The organism is Nocardia sp. CWNU-33 (assembly GCF_046764895.1).
Classification (GTDB): domain Bacteria; phylum Actinomycetota; class Actinomycetes; order Mycobacteriales; family Mycobacteriaceae; genus Nocardia.
In genome coordinates this window covers 608,095-627,226 of record NZ_JBKOQN010000001.1, presented here as the reverse complement: position 1 = coordinate 627,226, position 19,132 = coordinate 608,095, and the positions used below count along the sequence as shown (strand labels likewise).

Annotated in this window: 17 protein-coding genes; 7 read left to right on the top strand and 10 right to left on the bottom strand. The window is 65.4% G+C overall.

What is annotated here, in order from left to right:
- Positions 1–1,190 precede the first annotated feature (1,190 nt).
- Positions 1,191–1,607, bottom strand: a complete 417-nt coding sequence (locus ACLMAL_RS02275) for a helix-turn-helix domain-containing protein (RefSeq protein ID WP_011207048.1) — start codon at positions 1,605–1,607, stop codon at positions 1,191–1,193.
- Between the two features lie 363 nt (positions 1,608–1,970).
- Positions 1,971–3,134, bottom strand: a complete 1,164-nt coding sequence (locus ACLMAL_RS02270) for a steroid 3-ketoacyl-CoA thiolase (protein ID WP_328408679.1) — start codon at positions 3,132–3,134, stop codon at positions 1,971–1,973.
- A gap of 99 nt (positions 3,135–3,233) precedes the next feature.
- On the opposite strand from ACLMAL_RS02270, the gene ACLMAL_RS02265 reads away from it, so the two are divergent.
- Positions 3,234–4,544: a cytochrome P450 gene (locus tag ACLMAL_RS02265; RefSeq protein WP_411997515.1), complete on the top strand. Its 1,311-nt coding sequence runs from the start codon at positions 3,234–3,236 to the stop codon at positions 4,542–4,544.
- A gap of 81 nt (positions 4,545–4,625) precedes the next feature.
- Here ACLMAL_RS02265 and ACLMAL_RS02260 read toward each other — a convergent pair whose 3' ends face one another.
- The 5 genes from ACLMAL_RS02260 to ACLMAL_RS02240 are packed head-to-tail and all read right to left on the bottom strand — an operon-like array spanning position 4,626 to position 9,123.
- Positions 4,626–5,042, bottom strand: a complete 417-nt coding sequence (locus ACLMAL_RS02260) for a nuclear transport factor 2 family protein (RefSeq protein ID WP_406235816.1) — start codon at positions 5,040–5,042, stop codon at positions 4,626–4,628.
- Positions 5,039–5,929 (bottom strand): TIGR03619 family F420-dependent LLM class oxidoreductase, encoded by an 891-nt coding sequence (locus ACLMAL_RS02255; RefSeq protein ID WP_411997542.1) that lies wholly within the window; start codon positions 5,927–5,929, stop codon positions 5,039–5,041. The genes ACLMAL_RS02260 and ACLMAL_RS02255 overlap by 4 nt, the downstream gene beginning before the upstream one ends.
- A gap of 11 nt (positions 5,930–5,940) precedes the next feature.
- Entirely contained in the window at positions 5,941–7,107 is a 1,167-nt protein-coding gene (locus tag ACLMAL_RS02250; protein ID WP_328408685.1) for a thiolase domain-containing protein, read from the bottom strand.
- A complete protein-coding gene (locus ACLMAL_RS02245; protein ID WP_328408687.1) occupies positions 7,104–8,135 on the bottom strand; it encodes a thiolase domain-containing protein in 1,032 nt (343 codons plus the stop codon). The genes ACLMAL_RS02250 and ACLMAL_RS02245 overlap by 4 nt, the downstream gene beginning before the upstream one ends.
- Positions 8,136–8,145: 10 nt before the next feature.
- The gene (locus ACLMAL_RS02240) at positions 8,146–9,123 is read right to left on the bottom strand and encodes a Zn-ribbon domain-containing OB-fold protein (protein ID WP_411997541.1); all 978 of its coding nucleotides are present in this window, start codon (positions 9,121–9,123) and stop codon (positions 8,146–8,148) included.
- Between the two features lie 142 nt (positions 9,124–9,265).
- On the opposite strand from ACLMAL_RS02240, the gene ACLMAL_RS02235 reads away from it, so the two are divergent.
- On the top strand, positions 9,266–10,303 hold the full coding sequence (locus ACLMAL_RS02235; RefSeq protein ID WP_411997540.1) for an LLM class F420-dependent oxidoreductase: 1,038 nt from the start codon (positions 9,266–9,268) through the stop codon (positions 10,301–10,303).
- A 21-nt stretch (positions 10,304–10,324) separates the two neighbouring features.
- Complete coding sequence (locus ACLMAL_RS02230) at positions 10,325–11,881, top strand: acyl-CoA synthetase (RefSeq protein WP_411997514.1); 1,557 nt, start codon at positions 10,325–10,327, stop codon at positions 11,879–11,881.
- Positions 11,882–11,949: 68 nt separating this feature from the next.
- Here the strand turns inward: ACLMAL_RS02230 and ACLMAL_RS02225 are convergent, their stop codons facing one another.
- The gene (locus ACLMAL_RS02225) at positions 11,950–12,948 is read right to left on the bottom strand and encodes a sigma-70 family RNA polymerase sigma factor (protein ID WP_411997513.1); all 999 of its coding nucleotides are present in this window, start codon (positions 12,946–12,948) and stop codon (positions 11,950–11,952) included.
- Between the two features lie 217 nt (positions 12,949–13,165).
- Here ACLMAL_RS02225 and ACLMAL_RS02220 point away from each other — a divergent pair, with 217 nt between their 5' ends.
- Positions 13,166–13,585 carry a VOC family protein gene (locus ACLMAL_RS02220; protein WP_411997512.1) on the top strand — a complete coding sequence of 140 codons (420 nt, stop codon included), beginning with the start codon at positions 13,166–13,168 and terminating at the stop codon, positions 13,583–13,585.
- Between the two features lie 58 nt (positions 13,586–13,643).
- On the opposite strand, the gene ACLMAL_RS02215 is transcribed toward ACLMAL_RS02220, so the two are convergent.
- Entirely contained in the window at positions 13,644–14,426 is a 783-nt protein-coding gene (locus ACLMAL_RS02215; protein ID WP_328408695.1) for a crotonase/enoyl-CoA hydratase family protein, read from the bottom strand.
- 61 nt (positions 14,427–14,487) lie between these two features.
- Here ACLMAL_RS02215 and ACLMAL_RS02210 point away from each other — a divergent pair, with 61 nt between their 5' ends.
- The gene (locus ACLMAL_RS02210) at positions 14,488–16,137 is read left to right on the top strand and encodes an acyl-CoA synthetase (protein ID WP_411997539.1); all 1,650 of its coding nucleotides are present in this window, start codon (positions 14,488–14,490) and stop codon (positions 16,135–16,137) included.
- Positions 16,138–16,266: 129 nt separating this feature from the next.
- Positions 16,267–17,097: a thioesterase family protein gene (locus ACLMAL_RS02205; protein WP_411997511.1), complete on the top strand. Its 831-nt coding sequence runs from the start codon at positions 16,267–16,269 to the stop codon at positions 17,095–17,097.
- Between the two features lie 61 nt (positions 17,098–17,158).
- Here the strand turns inward: ACLMAL_RS02205 and ACLMAL_RS02200 are convergent, their stop codons facing one another.
- On the bottom strand, positions 17,159–18,349 hold the full coding sequence (locus ACLMAL_RS02200) for an FAD-dependent oxidoreductase (RefSeq protein ID WP_411997510.1): 1,191 nt from the start codon (positions 18,347–18,349) through the stop codon (positions 17,159–17,161).
- Between the two features lie 100 nt (positions 18,350–18,449).
- On the opposite strand from ACLMAL_RS02200, the gene ACLMAL_RS02195 reads away from it, so the two are divergent.
- On the top strand, positions 18,450–19,121 hold the full coding sequence (locus ACLMAL_RS02195; RefSeq protein WP_411997509.1) for a TetR/AcrR family transcriptional regulator: 672 nt from the start codon (positions 18,450–18,452) through the stop codon (positions 19,119–19,121).
- The last annotated feature ends 11 nt before the right edge of the window (positions 19,122–19,132 follow it).

Here is a 19,132-nt window from a genome sequence, read left to right as displayed (position 1 = left end):
GAAATGGTGGTTCCAACCCCCACCCGCAGCCACCCTTTCACTACCCTCGCTCGAGAAGGGGTTCTCGAGAACAGCACCACAGCCAGATGACCACGCCGGAACTCGACACCGCGCACCTGGCCGCGGAAGGTAAGCCGGGGACGGCACCCGACGCGCCCAGCACTGCCCGGTAAAACCCCGGGCAGGCACACCTTTCCGGGACGGCATCGTGGTGGGTTCGTTCCCGGAACGCACCCCGCTCGGGCCCGGATCGGCGACGGCGACTTCGGTTATTCTCGGTGCGCTGCTCGGTTCGGGTTCGGCAGGACTCAGCCTTGCGCTCGGCGCCGGTTCGGCCGCTCTCGGTGCCGCAGCCGTCGCCACCGGTTCCGCTGTTGTTGGGACCGGCTCCGCCGCGCTCGGCACCGGTTCGGCTGCTGTCGGAACCGGTTCTGCGGCAGTCGATTCGGCCGCGGTAGGCACCGGTTCTGCGGTCCTCGGCACGGGTTCGGCACTCGGCGGACGCACCTCCGCCGCCCCCACCCTCGCCCGCACCTCCAGCCGCAACCCCGCCCGCTGCGCCCGCCGAGCTGAACCCGGACGTTCGTCCGACCAGCGCGAACAACGGACTACCAGAGCCGAAGCTGTTGTCGGTGATAGGTGGTCTCATCGCGATGGCATTGGTCGGAACCGGTTCCGGCGCAGTGAGTTTCCAGAGCGCTTCGGCCGCACCGGCCCGCATCGATGCGGCACGTGCCGAGTTCTTCGGACCGCGGCCGTGAGGGGCGACTGATGAGTGAGCGAATCATTGGGCGAGGTAGCAGTAGACGCGCGGTGGATTGCTCCGCCCGAGGGAATCAGTCCGCGCGGTTGGGTCCAGACCATCGCTCGCGCCTATGAGGCGTCAACTCCCGTCCACGCCCGGAATTGATCGACTGGCCGCAATACTGATCATCTCGAGGCATTCTTCGTGAACACCCCGTATTGAATCTCCTGACACAACAACGAATCCGGCTCGGCGATCGCCGAGCCGGATTCGTGTATGCCCACTCGGTATCCGATCAACTGTTTTCGTACACGCATGGGTAAGTCGCGGGGACGCCGATAACTCACCCCCGCGCTCTCCGCCAGCCCATAACTTTTGGGGCACCTGACCCATGACGCAGTACGGTGCGACCCGAAGGTCGCACCGTACTGCACTCTAGGAGAACCTATTCGGTACCGTCCGGAGGAATTTCGGGCAAGCCTTCGCTTGCTCGCAACTTCTCCGCCATGGAGGTGAGGAGGTTCTGTGATTCTTCGGACAGGTCGAACGCTCTACTCGACAACCGCCGCAGTCCGTAGCCCTGCAGCTGGGACAACAACTCCAGATCGTGATCGATCTTGGCGGCATAGATGTCGTTGAAGAAGTAGTCCGGCTTGACCTTGAAGAACTTGGCCAGTGCAGCCACCGTTTCGTCCGACGGGTTCGTCCGCTGACCCGACCGCAACTGCGAGAGGTACGGTTTCGAGATCGGATGCCCGGAGGCTGTCAGCGCAGCCGCAACCTCCGCGTTGGTGTGCGGCTTGCGCCCCGGGGGATGCACGGTTTCGAACAGCTTGTTCAGCCGCGCCGCGAAATCAGCCATTGTGAGCCGCCCAATTCCCTTCGCTGTACTAACAGTCGTTATCTCGGATACGTATCATTGATATTAGCGGCTCAGTAACTGAAAACCTACGCCTGATTCAGGATTTCCTTGAAGCTTCTAGGTCCAGCTGCGGCGAAGTGACTGCGACCGTTGCGTTTGCGGGTCACCCCAACGGCTCTTGTGAAGGGGTGGTGTTCTCCGGTTCTGGCCCGTCGCAGGGGTCTCGCCCCGCAGATCGATGATAGCCTAAAGATAGCTGACGTCTCATCTACTTGACCGCAGTGATCTTTGTGTGGCGTACGACACGTTTTGGTGGCTCTGGGATGAACGTTCAACCAATCGCGGGGAATTGGTTGACGACTTCTACAACCGCTCGATGATCGTGCCTGTCGCCAGTGCGCCACCCGCGCACATGAGCACCATCGCCGTACTACCCCCGGTGCGCTCCAGTTCATGCAAAGCCGTTGTGATGAGCCGAGATCCGGTGGAGCCGACCGGGTGCCCCAGTGCGATCGCGCCGCCGTTGACATTAACCCGGTCCATGTCCGGATTGTGTACAGATGCCCACGAAAGTGCGACCGACGCGAATGCTTCATTGATCTCGAATAGATCGATGTCACCGATATTCATGCCCGACCGCTCGAGCAGCCGGGTGCAGGCCTGAACGGGGCCGTCGAGATGGAACTCGGGCTCGGCGCCGACCACGACTTGCGTGACAATCCGGGCGCGCGGCCGCAATCCCGCTCGCTGCGCGGCCTTTTCGTCCATCAGCAGCACCGCGGCCGCGCCGTCGGAGATCTGTGACGACGTACCTGCAGTGTGGATGCCGCCTTCGAGCACCGGCTTCAGCTTGGCGAGGCTTTCCAGGTTGGTGTCGCGCAGGCCCTGGTCCTTGGTCACCTCGAGCTTCTCGCCGGTGAGGTTGCCTTCCTTGTCGACGGCGGGTGCGGCCACCGAAAGCACCTCGCGGTCGAAGCGGCCCTCGGCCCAGGCCTGTGCGGCGCGCTGCTGCGAGCGGACGCCGAGCGCGTCGACATCGTCGCGAGTGATGCCGCGCCGCTTGGCAATACGCTCGGCCGCCTCGAACTGGTTGGGCAGATCGATGCTCCATGATGCGGGCCTGCGTGGGCCCGCGTTCGTGCCGACGTTGGCGCCCAAGGGAACTCGGCTCATGGCTTCCACGCCGCAGGCCATGCCGATGTCGATGGCATCGGTCGCGATGAGCCCGGCGATCAGATGATTGGCCTGCTGGGCCGAACCGCACTGCGTATCGATGGTGGTGGCCCCGACCTGCCACGGCAGGCCGGCATGCAGCCAGGCGACCCGGGTGATGTTGTTGGACTGCTCGCCCGCCTGCGTGACGCAGCCGCCGATGACCTGCTCGACAAGGGCGGGGTCCAGGTGCGCCTTCTCGAGCAGCCCGCGCTGCGCGAGGCCGAGCAGTTCGGCGGCGTGCAGGCCCGCGAGCCAGCCGCCGCGCTTGCCGATCGGGGTGCGAGCGGCCTCGACGATTACTGGTGTGCCCATGACCAACCTTTCCGTTGGGACAGAAAACTGAAACGTGTGTCCACGTTAGCGATAGGTGGATCTCTCCAGTTCTTCCCTCGATATCCAGCCTATGCTTCAATGATTGTAGAACGTGTTTCAGTTTGTCGAAGGAGACATCTGGTGGTTGACCCTCGGAATGCCCGGCCCAATCTGCCGGACGGGTTCGACGTCACAGACCCGGACATTTACGCCGAGCGTGTTCCGGTCGAGGAGTACGCGGAACTGCGCCGGACCGCCCCGGTCTGGTGGAATCCGAAATCACCCGAGAAGGGTGGATTCCATGACGACGGCTTCTGGGTCGTCAGCAAGCACGCCGAAGTCAAGGAAGTCTCGCGGCGCAGCGATGTGTTCTCCTCGTTCGAGAACACCGCGATCCCGCGCTTCAATGACGAGATCACCCGCGAGGCGATCGAACTGCAGCGGTTCGTCATGCTCAATATGGACGCGCCGCAGCACACCAAACTCCGCAAGATCATCTCGCGTGGCTTCACCCCGCGCGTGATCAACGGGCTGCGCGCGGAACTCAAGGCCAGGGCCGAGTCGATCGTGCAGGCGGCGGTGGCGTCCGGATCCGGCGACTTCGTCACCCAGGTCGCCTCCGAACTGCCGCTGCAGGCCATCGCCGAGCTCATCGGCATCCCGCAGGAAGACCGCATGAAGGTGTTCACCTGGTCGAACGATATGACCGGGTACGACGATCCGGAGAACGAGGCCGACCCGGTCGCGGCGTCCACCGAGGTGCTCGGCTACGCCTACCAGATGGCCGCGGCTCGCAAAGAATGTCCGGCCGACGACATCGTCACCAAATTGATCGAGGCGGATGTCGACGGCGACGAACTGACGCCGGAGGAGTTCGGCTTCTTCGTGATCATGCTGGCCGTGGCAGGCAATGAGACGACCCGTAACGCGATCACCCACGGCATGGCGGCCTTCCTGGAGAACCCGGACCAGTGGGAGCTGTTCAAGAAAGAGCGCCCGGCCACCGCCGCCGACGAGATCATCCGGTGGGCGACACCGGTCACCTCGTTCCAGCGGACCGCGCTCGAGGACACCGAACTCGGGGGAGTGCAGATCAAGAAGGGCCAGCGGGTGGTCATGCTCTACCGCTCGGCCAACTTCGACGAGGATGTGTTCGAGCACCCGGAGAAGTTCGATATCACCCGAAAGAACAACCAGCACTTGTCTTTCGGTGGCACCGGCGCGCACTTCTGCGTCGGCGCGAACCTCGCGCGGATGGAGGTCGATCTGATCTTCAACGCCATTGCCGACTACATGCCCGACATCACCAAGCTGGGTGACCCGAAGCGCCTGCGTTCCGGCTGGCTCAACGGTGTCAAGGAGTTCACGGTCGACTACAAGACCTCGGGCGGCTGCCCGGTCGCGCACTGACGACGACAAAGGGCCCTCGCAACCGCAGTTCCTGTGCCGGTGCGAGGGCCCTTTGTCGTGCTGCTCCGAGGGGCAGCGAACTCAGCCGACGGGCTTTGCGGTCGCCATAGCGCGGTCGACCTCCCAGAAAGCCCGCAGCGCAGCGATTTTGCCCGTTCCGTCCACCTTGTAGGTGAACACGCCTTCGGCATCGATGTGATGGCCACCGAGCGTGGAGCGAATGGTGCCGGTGAAGGCGATCTCGTTGCCGCAGGCGAAAGAATCGCCGAACAGAAACTCGATGGAATCGGTCTTCGCGATCGCCATGTCCCAGAACGCCGCGATGGCTTCCTTACCTCGGTGGCCCTTGCCCTCGGGATCGAAACCCGAAGGACCGACCGGATCTTCGACGATGCCGTCCTCGGCGAACAGCGCGACCCACGCCTGCTTGTCCCTGGCTCGCACCGCGGCTTGCGAGGCGAGTCCGGCGGCCCGTGCTGGATGTTCGGTAGTGGTCATACGCCTGCCTTCGCGACGATGGGTTCCTCGATATTCTTCGCGGCGAAGCGGCGCAACGAGTCCTGCTTGGCCGCGAGTTCGCCGTCGAAGCCGATGCCGTCGGCCAGCCACGGAACGACGATCGCGTCGGTGACCCCGGCATCGGCCAGATCCTGGTACCCGGTGCGCCCGTATCGGTCGATGCATACCGCTTGGATCTCGAACGGCTCTGCCGCACGGCCGAATTCGGCACGCAGCGCTTCGAGCTTGCCGATGGTCAGGCACAGCTCGTCGTAGGTCATCATGGCCGAGGTCCAGCCGTCGCCGACCCGGGCGGCCCGTCGCAGCGCGGGTTCGGTGTGTCCACCGATGTAGAACGGCACCGGCTCGGTCGGCGCCGGGCTGATCTGTAGTGGATCGAAGTCGAAGAACTCGCCGTGGAATTCGACCATGCCGCCGCCGAGGACCAGCTTGATGACCTCGATCATCTCGTCCACCCGCGCGCCGCGGCGGGCGTAAGGCACCCCGCACCACTCGAATTCCTCTGGCGCCCAACCGATCCCGACGCCGAAACCGAACCGATTGCCCGACAGGTTGGCCACCGAGCCGACCTGCCTGGCCAGCAGCAGCGGGTTGCGTGAACCCAGCTTGAGCACGTTGGTGTAGAAGCGGATCCGGCTGGTCACCGCCGCCATCGCAGTCGCACCGATGAGCGGATCGACCCAGGGCGTCTCCGGTCCCCAGAAGCGACTGCCGTCGGCGGTGTAGGGGTACTTCGCCGACGCGGACTTCATGTAGAACAGCGAGTCGGGCAGGGCGATCGAGGCGAAGCCGCATTCTTCCGCCGTCTTCGCCAGTTCGGGCAGCTGCTCCAGCGGACTCAATGCGATGCCGAGGGTGAATTTCATCGGTGCAGTGCTCATCGGCGCTCCGACCCGACCACCCACATCGAGAAGTACTGCGAGCCACCGCCGTACGCGTGGCCCAGCGCCTTCTTGGCATTGTCCACTTGATAGGCCCCGGCCCGGCCCATCACCTGCTTGGCGGCCTCGGCGAAGCGGATGAGCCCGGACGCGCCGATCGGATTCGAGGAGAGCACCCCACCGGAGGGGTTGACCGGCAGTGTGCCGCCGATTTCGGTCTCACCCTTGTCGGTGAGCTTCCAGCCGTCGCCCGGCGGCACGAAGCCGAGGTTCTCCAGCCACATCGGCTCGAACCACGAGAAGGGCACATAGATTTCGGCGACATCGATCTCGGCGAGCGGGTCGGTGATGCCTGCCGCCTTCCACAGCGCGGCGGCCGCGTCCTGGCCTGCCTGCGGGTTCACCTGATCGCGCCCGGCGAAGGTGGTCGGTTCGGTGCGCATCGCGGTGCCGTGCACCCATGCCACCTTCTTGCCCGTGGCTTCGACGGCGGTCGCTGCTTCCTCGTCGCCGATCACCACCGCGCAGGCGCCATCCGACGACGGGCAGGTTTCGTCGAAGCGGATAGGGTCCCACAGCATTTGCGATGCGAGCACCTTCTCCAGCGTGATATCCGGCTGATGCAGGTGCGCGAGCGGATTCTTCGCGCCGTTGCGGCGATCCTTCACTGCGACCATCGCGCCGATGTGTCCAGGCGCGTTCGAACGGCGAATGTAGGAACGGACGTGCGGCGCGAAATACCCGCCCGCACCCGCACCGACCGGCATGGTGAACGGGACCGGAATCGACAACGCCCACATGGCATTCGATTCCGACTGCTTCTCCCAGGCGATCGCGAGCACGCGCTTGTGCACGCCGGCCTGCACGAGGTTCGCGGCGACCACGCCGGTCGAGCCGCCGACCGAGCCTGCGGTGTGCACGCGCAGCAGTGGTTTTCCGGTGGCGCCCAACGCATCCGCGAGATACAGCTCGGGCATCATGACGCCCTCGAACAGATCGGGTGCCTTGCCGACCACGACCGCATCGATATCGGCGATGGTGAGGCCCGAATCCTCGAGCGCGCGATCGATTGCCTCGCGACACATGCCCGCCATGGACACGTCGGTCCGTTTTGTCACGTGATGGGTTTGTCCGGTGCCGAGCACCGCAGCGGGGAGTGTCATCGAGTCTCCAAAACGGTCACAAGATTCTGCTGCAGCACGGGGCCGCTGGTGGCGTGGGCGAGTGCGCGATTCGCGGTGCCCGCCATGATGGCCTCGGCCGCGAAGCCGATCCGCTCCAGGCCTGCGGCGAACATCGGGTTGGCCGCCAATGCGCCACCCGAGGGGTTCACCGTGGTCTCGGGCTTCAGGCCGATCGCCTCGGCGAGGATCAGCTGCTGGTGACTGAACGGCGCATGCAGCTCGGCAATGTCGAAGCCGCTGGTGTCACCGCCGGTTACCGCGTGGGCGGCAGCCGAAGTCGAGGGGGAGACGGTCAGATCGCGGGCGCCGAGCTGAGGCGTGTCGACGCGGTGCGCCATGCCGGAGATCCAGGCCGGACGCGCGCAGAGCTCGCGGGCGCGGTCACCGACGGCGAGCACGATCGCCGCCGCACCGTCGGTGATGGGCGCGACGTCATGTGCGCGCAGCGGGTCTGCGACATACGGTGTGTCGAGCAGACTTTCGATGTCGCCGGCAGCGCCCGCCGCCACGGCGGCCATATCGCGCTCGGTCCAGCGACCGGCATCGAGTCCGGCGCGCGCCTGTAGGCCCGCGATGGACAGCGAGTCCGGCCACAGCGGGGCGACCAGATAGGGATCGAGCTGCATGGTGAGGATCTGCCGCAGCGTGCCCGCCGAAGACTTGCCGAAGCCGTACACCAGTGCGGTCTTCGCCTGCCCCGAGCGCAGTTTCACGAACGCCTCGTAGAGCGCCCATGCGGCGTCCATCTCGACATGGGATTCGTTGATCGGCGGCACCGCGCCGATGGCGTCGATCGCCGAAATGAACGAGAAGGCCCGTCCGGCCAGATAATCGGAGGAGCCGGAGCACCAGAAGTCGATATCGGACTTGGTGATGCCGAGGTCGGAGTAGAGCTGCTGGAAAATCGGCACCAGCATCTCGACACCGTTGGTGGTGCCGAAGGTTTCCGGCACGTGCGGTGCGTGGGCGAATCCCACGACCGCGATGTCGGTGGCGTTGTCGGTCACGTGGGCCTCTCTAGAGGTGATGGGAGTAGGTGTCGTATTCGGCGTCCGGCTCGCCGGTGGGACGGAAGTGGTCCACGTTCTCCAGCCCGTAGCCCCATTCCTCGCGCGGCTTCCACACGGCCTCCACCCGCATGCCCATCCGCACTTCGCTGGCCTCGCAGCCGAGGACGAGGTGCAGGACCGGGATGTCGGCGCCGTCGAGCAGCACATAGGCCGCCACGTACGGCGGCTTGATCCGCTGACCGAGGAACGGCACGTTCACGATGCAGAAGGTGGTGACGGTGCCACGGTCGGGCAGCTCGACGATGTCGTCGGTCGGCCTGCCGTCGGTCGGGTTGGCGCCGCGCGGCGGGAAGTACACCTTGCCCGCGGCGTCGGTCCGCCCGCCGAGCAGCTTGCCTTCGGCCAGCCCGCGCAGGTAGATGGTTTCCTGCGGCGAGGCGGTGTGTTTGTAATCCAGGTCCACGGGAGTGGTGATCACCGTGATCGGCTCGCCATCGTCGACGGCTTCCGCCGGCGCGTGCGATGTTTCGCCCGGCTCGAAGCAAGCGATGTCCTTGATGCTGCCCGCGGTCTCGGTCGCCCACCTGGCGACGACGCGCTGGCCGGTGTGGATGGCACCGGGCTCGGCCACGTCGACGGCGTGCAGCAGGGTGGTGTCCGCGCCGTCGAGTTTGATCAGCGCCCACGCGAAGGGGCGATCGAAGGGTTGTCCGGGCAGTGGATCGTGCACCCAGGTCCACGATTCGACAGTGCCGGTGTCGGCCACATCGACGAACCCGGTGAGCGGCGCGGAGGTGATCGGATCGTATTCCGGTGGCGGCACGAGCACCCGCCCGTCCGAACCGCGTACGCCGACGATCTTGCGGCTGCGCAGCTTGGTCAGGAAGTTGCCGATCATCGGTCCGACCGATCGGGTGTAGTCGAATCGCACCCGCAGGGGCGCGCTGAGTACGTCGGGCACGGTGTGCCCACCGCTACCCTCGATGGAGTCGCTGCGCGACGCAGTGTTCAATTCCGACCCTCTCTCATTCGCGATTGTGCCGGATGCAATATTCCCCTGAGTCACAATGTCGAGTAGAACAGGTTCTTATTCTGCTGGCAAGAAGTTGGCTGGAAAGAGGTCGATGGTGAAGTTCGGATTGCAACTCGGGTACTGGATGGCACAACCACCGCAGAATGCCGGTGAGTTGGTGGTGGCCGCCGAGGCGGCCGGGTTCGACGCCGTATTCGCCGCCGAATCCTGGGGGTCGGACGCCTTCGGCCCGCTGATGTGGTGGGGATCCTCGACGCAGCGGGTGCGCCTGGGCACCTCCGTGGTGCAGATGTCGGCGCGTACGCCCGCCGCGACCGCCATGCATGCGCTGACACTGGACCATCTCAGCGGCGGCAGGGCGATCCTCGGCCTCGGCGTCTCCGGTCCGCAGGTGGTGGAGGGTTGGTACGGCCAGTCGTTCGCCAAGCCGTTGCAGCGCACTAGGGAGTACGTCGGGATCGTTCGTCAGGTGCTGGCGCGGCAGGCCCCGGTCACCAATGCTGGACCGCAGTACCCGCTGCCGTACACGGGCCCGGGTTCGACCGGGCTCGGCAAGCCGCTCAAACCGATCGTGCATCCGCTACGAGCGGATTTGCCGATCTGGCTCGGCGCGGAAGGCCCGAAGAATGTGGCGCTGACGGCCGAGATCGCCGACGGCTGGCTGGCGATCTACTACGCACCGCGGCTGGCCGGGATGTACAACGACTGGCTCGACGAGGGTTTCGCCAGGGCGGGCGCGCGGCGTTCGCGGGCGGACTTCGAGATCGCCGCGAGCTGTCAGGTGGTGCTGACCGACGATGCCAAGAGCGAGATCGAGCGGATGCGCTGGATCATGGCGCTCTACATCGGCGGAATGGGCGCGCCGGAGATGAACTTCCACGCGCAGGTGTACCGGCGGATGGGGTACGAACGCGAGGTCGACGAGATCGGCAGGCTCTTCCAGGCGGGCAAGAAGGCGGAGGCGGCGGCGTTGGTCCCGGACGAGCTGATTCTGGACACCGCGATCATCGGCGACGAGGAGCATGTTCGCAAGCAACTCGGGGTGTGGGAAGCGGCCGGTGTCACCGAGATGCTGGTGTCTGTTCCAGATATCGAGCAATTGCATCGGCTCGCACCCCTTGTACAGATGTAGAACACGTTCTAGATTCGTAGGGTGACGACGCAGGAGTCAGTAGAAATTCTCGGTCTCTGGAATATCGCGAAAGCGGAACCCGATCGGATCGCCTTGGTCGACCCGGTCGGCCGCGAGGTGACGTATCGCGAATTGGCCACGCTGGCCAATCGATACGGCACCGGCCTGCGGGCGCTGGGCCTACAGCCCGGCGACGTGCTCGTCAGCATGGTGCACAACTGCGTCGAGGCGGTCGCCGCCTACTTCGCGGCGTACCAGGCCGGGCTGTACATCGTGGCGGTGAACTGGCACCTGACCGGACCCGAGGTCGCCTACATCCTCTCCGACAGCGAGGCCAAGGCGTTCATCGCCAGCGACCGGTTCGCCGCGGCCGCGATCGCCGCGGCCGACGAGGCCGGGCTGCCGGCGTCGGCACGCTTCGCGGTGGGCGAGATCGAGGGCTTCAAGTCGGTGGCCTGGCTCGGCGCGGCCGACACCGGCAGGCCCGACAACCGGACCACCGGTGCGCCGATGCTCTACACCTCGGGAACAACGGGGCGTCCCAAGGGCGTTCGCCGCCCTTTGACCGGCGCCGATCCGGATGTCGTTCCACCGCACACGAATGCGTTCTTCGGGCTGTTCGAACTCGCGCCCTACGACAACCACGTGCACATCTGCGGCTCGCCGCTCTATCACACCGCGGTGCTGAACTGGGCGACCATCTCGATTCAGCTGGGACACAAGGTTGTTCTGATGGATCGTTGGGACGCCGAGGAGATGTTGCGGCTCATCGAGAAGCATCGGGTGACCCACAGCCACATGGTGCCGACCCAGTTCCACCGGCTGCTCGCACTCCCGGAGGAGGTGCGCGCCAAATACGACGTGTCTTCGCTGCGCAGCATGGTGCACGGTGCGGCGCCGTGTCCGCAGGAGACCAAGCGGCAGATGCTGGCGTGGTGGGGCCCGACGGTCACCGAGTACTACGCGGCCACCGAGGGCGGCGGCACGGTGATCAATGGCACCGAGTGGCTGCTCAAGCCCGGCTCGGTCGGCAAGGCCTGGCCATGGTCGGTGATCAAGGTGCTCAGCGAGGAAGACGGCTCCGAAGTGCCCGCCGGCGAGACCGGGCTGGTTTACATGAAGATGGGTGCATCGAGCTTCGAGTACCACCATGCCAAGGAGAAGACCGAGGAGTCGAGAGTCGGTGATCTCTTCACCGTCGGCGACATCGGCCATCTCGATGAGGACGGCTATCTCTACCTGCACGATCGCCGATCCGATCTGATTCTCTCCGGCGGCGTGAACATCTATCCCGCCGAAATCGAAAGCGTGCTGGTCACCCACCCGAAGGTCGCTGATGTGGCGGTTTTCGGTCTGCCGCATGCCGATTGGGGCCAGGAAGTGAAAGCCGTAGTCCAGCCCGCCAACGGGTTCGAGGGCGACGACAACCTCACCGCCGAGCTACTCGCCTTCGCCGCAACACAATTGGCAAAGTACAAGATGCCACGCTCGATCGACTACCTCCCCGAACTCCCCCGCGACCCCAACGGCAAGCTATACAAGCGCAAGCTCAAGGAAAGCTATCTGGCTGCGTCTTAGCCACCCTTCGCACCGTAGTCGAATGGTGGCTGTGAAGGTGGTCCGCAACCACCATTCGACTACGTTCGTCAGATTTCTTCGCGTAGTTCGGGAGGCAGGCCGAAGAGGGGGAACAGCTTTTCGGTGTCGAGGAAGAAGTTGAGGCCGGCGATGGCGGCGCCGTCGAGTTCCAGGACGGTGATCGACCACGGCATCCAGACGCCGGGCTCCTCGCTCGGCTTGTAGTGGCCGAAGGCAGGGAGGCCGTTCGCGCCCTCGAGTCGAACCATCCTGGCATTGCGGCAGGTTTGGCCGGTGCCGAGCATGAACGCGGCCACGTTCTCCGGGCCGGAGATCCACAGCTCGATCGGGGGCATGGACAGTGCGACATCCGCTTTCAGCAGGGTGGTCAGCGTGTCCATGTCGTAGGCCTCGAACGCCTTGACGAAGTTGTCGACCAGTTTGCGCTGGTCCTCATTGGTCTCGTCGTAGGTGTCGGTGGTTGTTGGCTGCACCTTCGACATGGTCGCCCGTGCGCGCTGCAGCGCGCTGTTCACCGACGCGGGCGACATGGTGAGGGCCTCGGCGGTCTCGCTGGCCGAGAAGCGCAGCACCTCGCGCATGATCAGGATGGCGCGCTGGGTGGCCGGCAGATGCTGACAGGCGGCGACGAACGCCAGCCGCAGTGTGTCCTTCGCGCTCGCGTGCTCGGCCGGGTCCGACCCGAAGGCGAGGGCATTGGGGATCGGTTCGATCCAGACGTAGTCGGGCTGCGCCATGGGCAGCGGGGTGTCCGGCCGCGACGGGCCGGACAGATCCATCGGCCGCGCACGGCGCTGCGGACCGTCGATCATGTCCAGGCAGACATTGGTGGCGATCCGATACAGCCAGGACCGTAGGCTGGCACGGCCTTCGAACGAGTCGTAGGACTTCCATGCGCGGGTGAAGGTCTCCTGCACCGCGTCTTCTGCCTCGAAGGACGAGCCGAGCATTCGGTAGGCATATGCGCACAGCTCCCGCCGGTGCCCCTCGAACGAGGAGAGCACATCGGGGGCGAGGCCGGCGGTATTGCCGGACAAGTCGGTCATGGAAGTCACCATGCCACAGCCCACCGACACATCACAGACCCTATAAACGTCGTCTGCCTGCCGAATCAAGATCATCATCACTAGTTGTGGAGCCACGTCGACGCCGGTTGGCGGGCCGCACTACTCCCGGCAGCGATGAGTTCTCGGCCGACGGCCCGTCTCTACTGGTGAACCGAAAAAACGGCTCACGCATGGACCGAGGAAAAGGACGCCGAACTTGAGCAGCAAGATGATCTTCATCAACCTACCGGTCACCGATCTGGGCCGGTCGAAGAACTTCTACGAGGCTCTCGGCTGGAAGGTGAACCAGGACTTCACCGATGAGAACGCCGCCTGCATCGTGGTCGACGACAACATCTGCCTGATGCTGCTGACCAAGGAGTTCTTCCCGACCTTCAGCAGCCGCCCGCTCTCGGACACCATCTCGACCATCGGCGCCGCGTATGCGATCGCACTGTCCAGTGCTGAAGAGGTCGACACGCTCACCGCCGCGGCACTGGGCGCCGGGGCCGGCGAGGAGGTCAACGAGGACAAGCGCGCGCAGGAGGCGCAGGTCGGCATGCACGGCCGCACGTTCATCGACCCCGACGGCCACCAGTGGGAGCCGTTCTGGATGGACTACCCAGGCAGCAACTGAGCCATAACGAAAACGACCCCCGGCGCGGAATGCGCAGGGGGTCGCTTGCTTTCGTTGTTCAGCTGCCGGTGAATGTGGGCTTGCGCTTTTCTGCGAAGGCCTTCGGGCCCTCCTTGGCGTCGGCCGACTTGAAGACCGCCGTGCCCAGTTCGGCGTCGATCTTGAAGGCCTCTTCCTCGTGCATGCCCTCGGTGTCGCGGATGGTGCGCAGGATGGCCTGGACCGCGAGCGGGCCGTTGGCCGCGATCTGCGCGGCCAGTTCGAGCGCCTTGTCCAGCGCGGTGCCGTCCGGCACCACATGCCCGATCAAGCCGATTTCCTTGGCCTCGGCCGCGGTGACGTGCCGACCGGTGAGCAGGATGTCCGCGGCCACGGTGTAGGGAATCTGGCGCACCAGCCGGACCGCCGAGCCGCCCAGCGGGAACAGGCCCCAACGTGCCTCGGACACACCGAATTTCGCGCTCTCGCCGGCAACCCGGATATCGGTGCCCTGCAGGATCTCGGTGCCACCGGCGATGGCAGGACCCTCGACCGCCGCGATCAGCGGCTTGGTGAGTCGCCGGCCCTTGAGCAGCGCCTCGATCTTCGACAGATCCCAGCCGCCGCCCTTGAAGGAGTCGCCCGGGTGCTGGGTCGTCATCGCCTTCAGATCCGCGCCCGCGCAGAACGCGCCGCCCGCGCCGGTCAGGATCGCGACCCGGATGTCGGGATCGTTGTCCACCTGATCCCAGGCGTCGCGCATGATCGCCATCATCTCGCCCGACAGCGCGTTGCGGGCCTCGGGACGATTCATGGTGACGATGAGGACGTGATCGCGCTTCTCGACGAGGCAATCTGGCATTGGTGATTCTCCTGACTTTCAAGCCTTGTCAGAAACAGTAACACGTTCTATTTTTAGGTTTGTGAGCTACAACATAGCCGACCTGGTCGAACACGCCATCGATCTCATGCCCGACCGCGTAGCGCTGGCCGACGACGGCCGTGAGGTGACTTACGCGCAGCTGGAGGAGCGGGCCAACAAACTGGCCAACTACCTGCTGGAGCAGGGTATCCAACCGGGTGACAAGGTGGGCATCTACTCGCGCAACACGATCGAGGCCGTCGAGGCCATGGTCGCGATCTTCAAGGCTCGCGCCGTGATGATCAACGTGAACTACCGATACGTCGAGAACGAGTTACAGCACATCTTCGACAACTCGGACATGGTCGCGCTGATCCACGAGCGCCGCTTCACCGACAGAGTGGCCGGTGTCCGCCCGAACACTCCGCTGCTGAAGACGGTCATCGTCGTCGACGACGATACGACCGGCACAATCCCCACCGCGGCGGATTCGGTGGAATACGAGACGGTGCTCGAGCAGTCCTCCGGAGAGCGTAATTTCGGCGATCGCTCCCCGGACGACCTCTACATGCTCTACACCGGCGGCACCACCGGCCTGCCCAAGGGCGTCATGTGGCGGCAGGAGGATGTCTGGCGGGTGCTCGGTGCGGGCATCAACTTCGTCACCGGCGAATACGTCGACGACGAATGGGAATTGGCCAAGGTCGGCGCGGCCAACCCGCAGATGGTGCGCTTCCCGATTCCGCCGATGATCCACGGCGGCTCGCAATGGGCCACCTTCCACAGCCTGTTCGGCGGCGGCAAGGCCGTGATGATCCCCGAGTTCAGCGGGCACGGCGTGTGGCAGCACATCGACCGCCACGGCATCAATCTCATCTTCATCACCGGTGACGCGATGGCACGGCCGATGCTGGATGCGTTGATCGAGGGCAACCCGGAAACCGGTAAGCCCTATGATCTTTCGACCCTCTACGTGATGGCGAGCAGTGCGGCGCTGTTCTCCCCGGCCCTCAAGGACCAGTTCCTCGAGCTGCTACCGAACCGGATGCTCTCGGACTCCATCGGCTCTTCGGAGACCGGTTTCGGTGGACTGTCCATCGTCACCAAGGGGGCGACGCACACCGGTGGGCCCCGTGTGAAGATCGATGCGTCCACCGTGGTGCTCGGCGAGGACGGCAACCCGGTGGAGCCGGGTTCGGGTGTGGTCGGCATTCTCGCCCGCAGCGGGCACATTCCGCTCGGCTACTACAAGGACGAGGCGAAGACGGCGGCAACCTTCAAGGAGATCAACGGCGTTCGCTACTCGATCCCGGGCGACTATGCGCGGGTCGAGGAGGACGGCACCGTGACGATGCTCGGTCGCGGTTCGGTGAGCATCAACAGCGGTGGCGAGAAGATCTACCCGGAAGAGGTCGAAGGTGCGCTCAAGTCGCACCCGGAGATCTTCGACGCGTTGGTGGTCGGCGTCGATGACGAGCGCTGGGGGCAGCGGGTCGTCGCTGTTGTGCAGTGCCGTGGCGGCAGCCGCCCGTCACTGGAAGAGCTACGCCCCATGCTGACCAATGAGATCGCGCCCTACAAGCAGCCGCGCAGCCTGTGGTTCGTCGACGAGATCAAGCGCTCGCCCGCAGGCAAGCCGGATTACCGCTGGGCCAAGGAGCAGACCGAGGTGCGCGCCGCCGATGATCACCTCGAGGCGAGCAGCAAGTAAGAAGTAGGGGCGAGGCGCTACCGGCGAGGGCTGCCGCGACATGCGGCGGCCTTTGCCGTTTCAGCAGTCGTCTGCGGTGTTGGTCCAAGCGATCTGCCAGCAGTCGCGAGCGGTAGACAGGAGATCGAATTGGCAACGCCCTATGCATTTTTCGCCGCGACCGGACACGGCTTCGAGCCCCTGCCGTTCGCTGCCAGCGCGTGGTCGTCGACGATGATCAATGGGCCTGCGATCTGTGGCCTCCTGGCGCGGGCGCTGGAACTGCAGCATTGTTCGGCCGAATTCACGCCCGCCCGGTTGACGGTCGACCTGTTCCGGCCGACGCTGAACAAGCCGGTCACTGTAGTGACCGAGCTGGTCAGGGAGGGGAAGCGGATCCGGGTCGCCGATGCCGCGCTGATGCAGGACGGCGCGGATGTGGCTCGCGCGACGGCGATCTTCTTGAAACGGTCGGTGCAGCCGCCGGGAGAGGTCTGGACCAGGGGCGAGGGACCGCGGCCGCCCGAGGTACCGATCGCCGACGGACCGACCCCGCCGCTGTGGAACAGCGACGGTCGAGCCGATGGCTGGTCGTCGCGGATCGGCGAGCATCAGAACGGCGGGCGCAAGCGCACCTGGCAGGTGCCGATGTCGGTGATCGAGGGGGAGACGTCTTCGCCGTTCGCCGGCGCCGCGATGATCGGTGAGGCGACGAGCATGATGACCAACTGGGGCAGCGAGGGCATCGGGTTCATCAACACCGATCTGACGCTCGCGCTGGCGCGGCCCGCTATCGGGCCGGAGATCGGATTGGAGGCCGACAGTCACATCAGTGCCGACGGGATTGCTGTCGGCAGTGCGACTCTGTTCGATCGCTCCGGGTCGTTCGGGACCTGCGTGGTGACCGCACTGTCGAACGCCGATCGGCAGGTCGACTTCGCCGACGGCTCCGTATTCGCGGCGCGAGCGGGCATCCAGTAGGAATTCCAGCAGATCGGCCCGCCAGTTGTCCTGGCGGGCCGATCTTTTCGGTCTCGGTGACTCAGCGGTTGGCGAGCTCGGCCAGTTGGAAGGCCAGCTTGTTGCGGACCGCGGGGATGCGGATCACGAGCGACATGACGGTATTGCGGAGCAGGCGGGCAGGCCGCGGGCGCAGGGTGGCCATCTTGGTCATCCGGTCGGTGAAGGCGACGACGCCGAGTGCCACTGGGCGCCGGGTGGCTTCGTAGGCGTCCAGGATGGCCGCCGGCTCGCCTTGGATGACTCGAACGAGCAACGGGCCGAGGAAGGCCGCGTCCTGAATACCGGTGTTCATACCCTGTCCGCCCGCCGGGCTGTGCACGTGCGCGGCGTCGCCTGCCAGCAGCACCCGGCCTGCGCGATAGTGGTCGGCGACGCGGTGGTGCACCCGGAAGCGTGAGCTCCACAGCACCTCACGGACTTTCACTGCGCCACCGGGGCCGCGGGCATCGAGGATCGACTGGATATCGGCGGCGTCCGGGTGTTCGGGGGCTTGGTCGAGGGTGGCGACGACCCGGTAGCGGTTCGGTTCGGCGTCGTCGGGCAGTGGCGCGACGACGGTGACGCCCTCGGGGGAAAGGTGCAGCGCCACTTCGTTTCGCGCGATCGGCCAGTCCATCCTGACATCGGCGAGCACGAAGGAGGCCGGGTAGGTGTCGCCGGTGAACCCGATGCCCGCTTGCTCCCTGACGACGCTGTGCATACCGTCGGCGCCGATCACGTAGTCGGCCCTGATGGTCCCCGGTGCGCCCGCGCCGTCTTCGTAATCCACCGTGACGCCGTTGTTCTCGTCGGCGATCTTGGTCACCTGGTATGGCCGGCGCACCTCGCCGCCCGCCTTGCGCAGCCGGTCCAGCAGCACCGTCTCGGTGGTGTCCTGCGGAACCATGAGGGTGTAGGGGTACTCGGTAGGCAGTCCGTCGAAGCGCACGGTGGCCAGCGTCCGCCCGCCGTCGTGCACGGTGAAGGTGGGTACCACGATGCCGCGTGCGATGAGTTCATCGGCAATGCCGAGCTCGCGCAGTACCTCGAGGGTCCGTGCGTGCACCACGGCGGCGCGAGAGGTGTTGGCGCCCTCGGCGAGCCGGTCCAGCAGCACGAAGTCGATACCAGCGTCGGCCAGCGTGATCGCGGCGGTCAGTCCGGCGGGCCCGGCGCCGACGATCACCACGGAGGTGGTGTCCGGCAGTTCGTTGCTCGGGGTGGTGCTCATCGGAACTCCTTGGTCAACATCTGTGGGCCAACGCTTGTTGGCTTAACGGTAGACCGGCCCGCTCTCGAAAGTCAACACTTGTTGGCATACACTTGTTGGCATGACCGTCGTCCCAGATCAACAGCCTGCGCGCCGCTCCGATGCCACCCGGGCGGCGATCCTCGAAGCCGCCCGCGCCCGCTTCGCAGCGGAGGGCTTTCGCAAGGCGACCATTCGCGCCATCGCGGCTGACGCTGCGATCGATCCGTCCATGGTGATGCGCTACTTCGGCAGCAAGGACGGTCTGTTCGCCGCCGCGGTCGACGTCGAACTGAATCTGCCCGATCTGGCGTCCGCGGAGCCGGACGCTGTGGGCGAGTTGCTGGTCCGCCGCTTTCTGGCGATCTGGGAGGACCAGCCCGACAACAAGGTCCTGCTGATTTTGCTGCGATCCTCCATCGCCGACGAAGCAGTGAGCGAACGCTTCCGGCAGGTCTTCGCGGAGCAGGTGTTGCCTGCTGTGCTGCGCTTGGGCGACCCCGCCGATGCGCAGCGCCGCGGCGGATTGATCGTGACCCAACTGCTCGGGCTTGCCCTGTGCCGCTACGTGCTGCGGCTGCCGCCGGTGGTCGGGCTTTCGCGGGAGCAAATCATCGTGGATATCGCACCGACGCTGCAGCGGTATCTGACCTCGAGCCCGATCGAAGCCAGTTCGGGGCGGCACTCGACGAAATTCACGGCGGCCGACCATGCACTGGAGGTCAGTGTCGAAGTCGATCAGCGACCCATCTGATGTTGCGGCGT

Coding starts and splice junctions, on each gene's coding strand:
- ACLMAL_RS02275 (WP_011207048.1), bottom strand. CDS start 1,607: ATGGCTGATTTCGCGGCGCGGCTGAACAAGCTGTTCGAAACCGTGCAT.
- ACLMAL_RS02260 (WP_406235816.1), bottom strand. CDS start 5,042: ATGACCACTACCGAACATCCAGCACGGGCCGCCGGACTCGCCTCGCAA.
- ACLMAL_RS02270 (WP_328408679.1), bottom strand. CDS start 3,134: ATGGGCACACCAGTAATCGTCGAGGCCGCTCGCACCCCGATCGGCAAG.
- ACLMAL_RS02215 (WP_328408695.1), bottom strand. CDS start 14,426: ATGCCAGATTGCCTCGTCGAGAAGCGCGATCACGTCCTCATCGTCACC.
- ACLMAL_RS02250 (WP_328408685.1), bottom strand. CDS start 7,107: ATGACACTCCCCGCTGCGGTGCTCGGCACCGGACAAACCCATCACGTG.
- ACLMAL_RS02200 (WP_411997510.1), bottom strand. CDS start 18,349: ATGAGCACCACCCCGAGCAACGAACTGCCGGACACCACCTCCGTGGTG.
- ACLMAL_RS02265 (WP_411997515.1), top strand. CDS start 3,234: ATGATTGTAGAACGTGTTTCAGTTTGTCGAAGGAGACATCTGGTGGTT.
- ACLMAL_RS02255 (WP_411997542.1), bottom strand. CDS start 5,929: ATGAAATTCACCCTCGGCATCGCATTGAGTCCGCTGGAGCAGCTGCCC.
- ACLMAL_RS02225 (WP_411997513.1), bottom strand. CDS start 12,948: ATGACCGACTTGTCCGGCAATACCGCCGGCCTCGCCCCCGATGTGCTC.
- ACLMAL_RS02195 (WP_411997509.1), top strand. CDS start 18,450: ATGACCGTCGTCCCAGATCAACAGCCTGCGCGCCGCTCCGATGCCACC.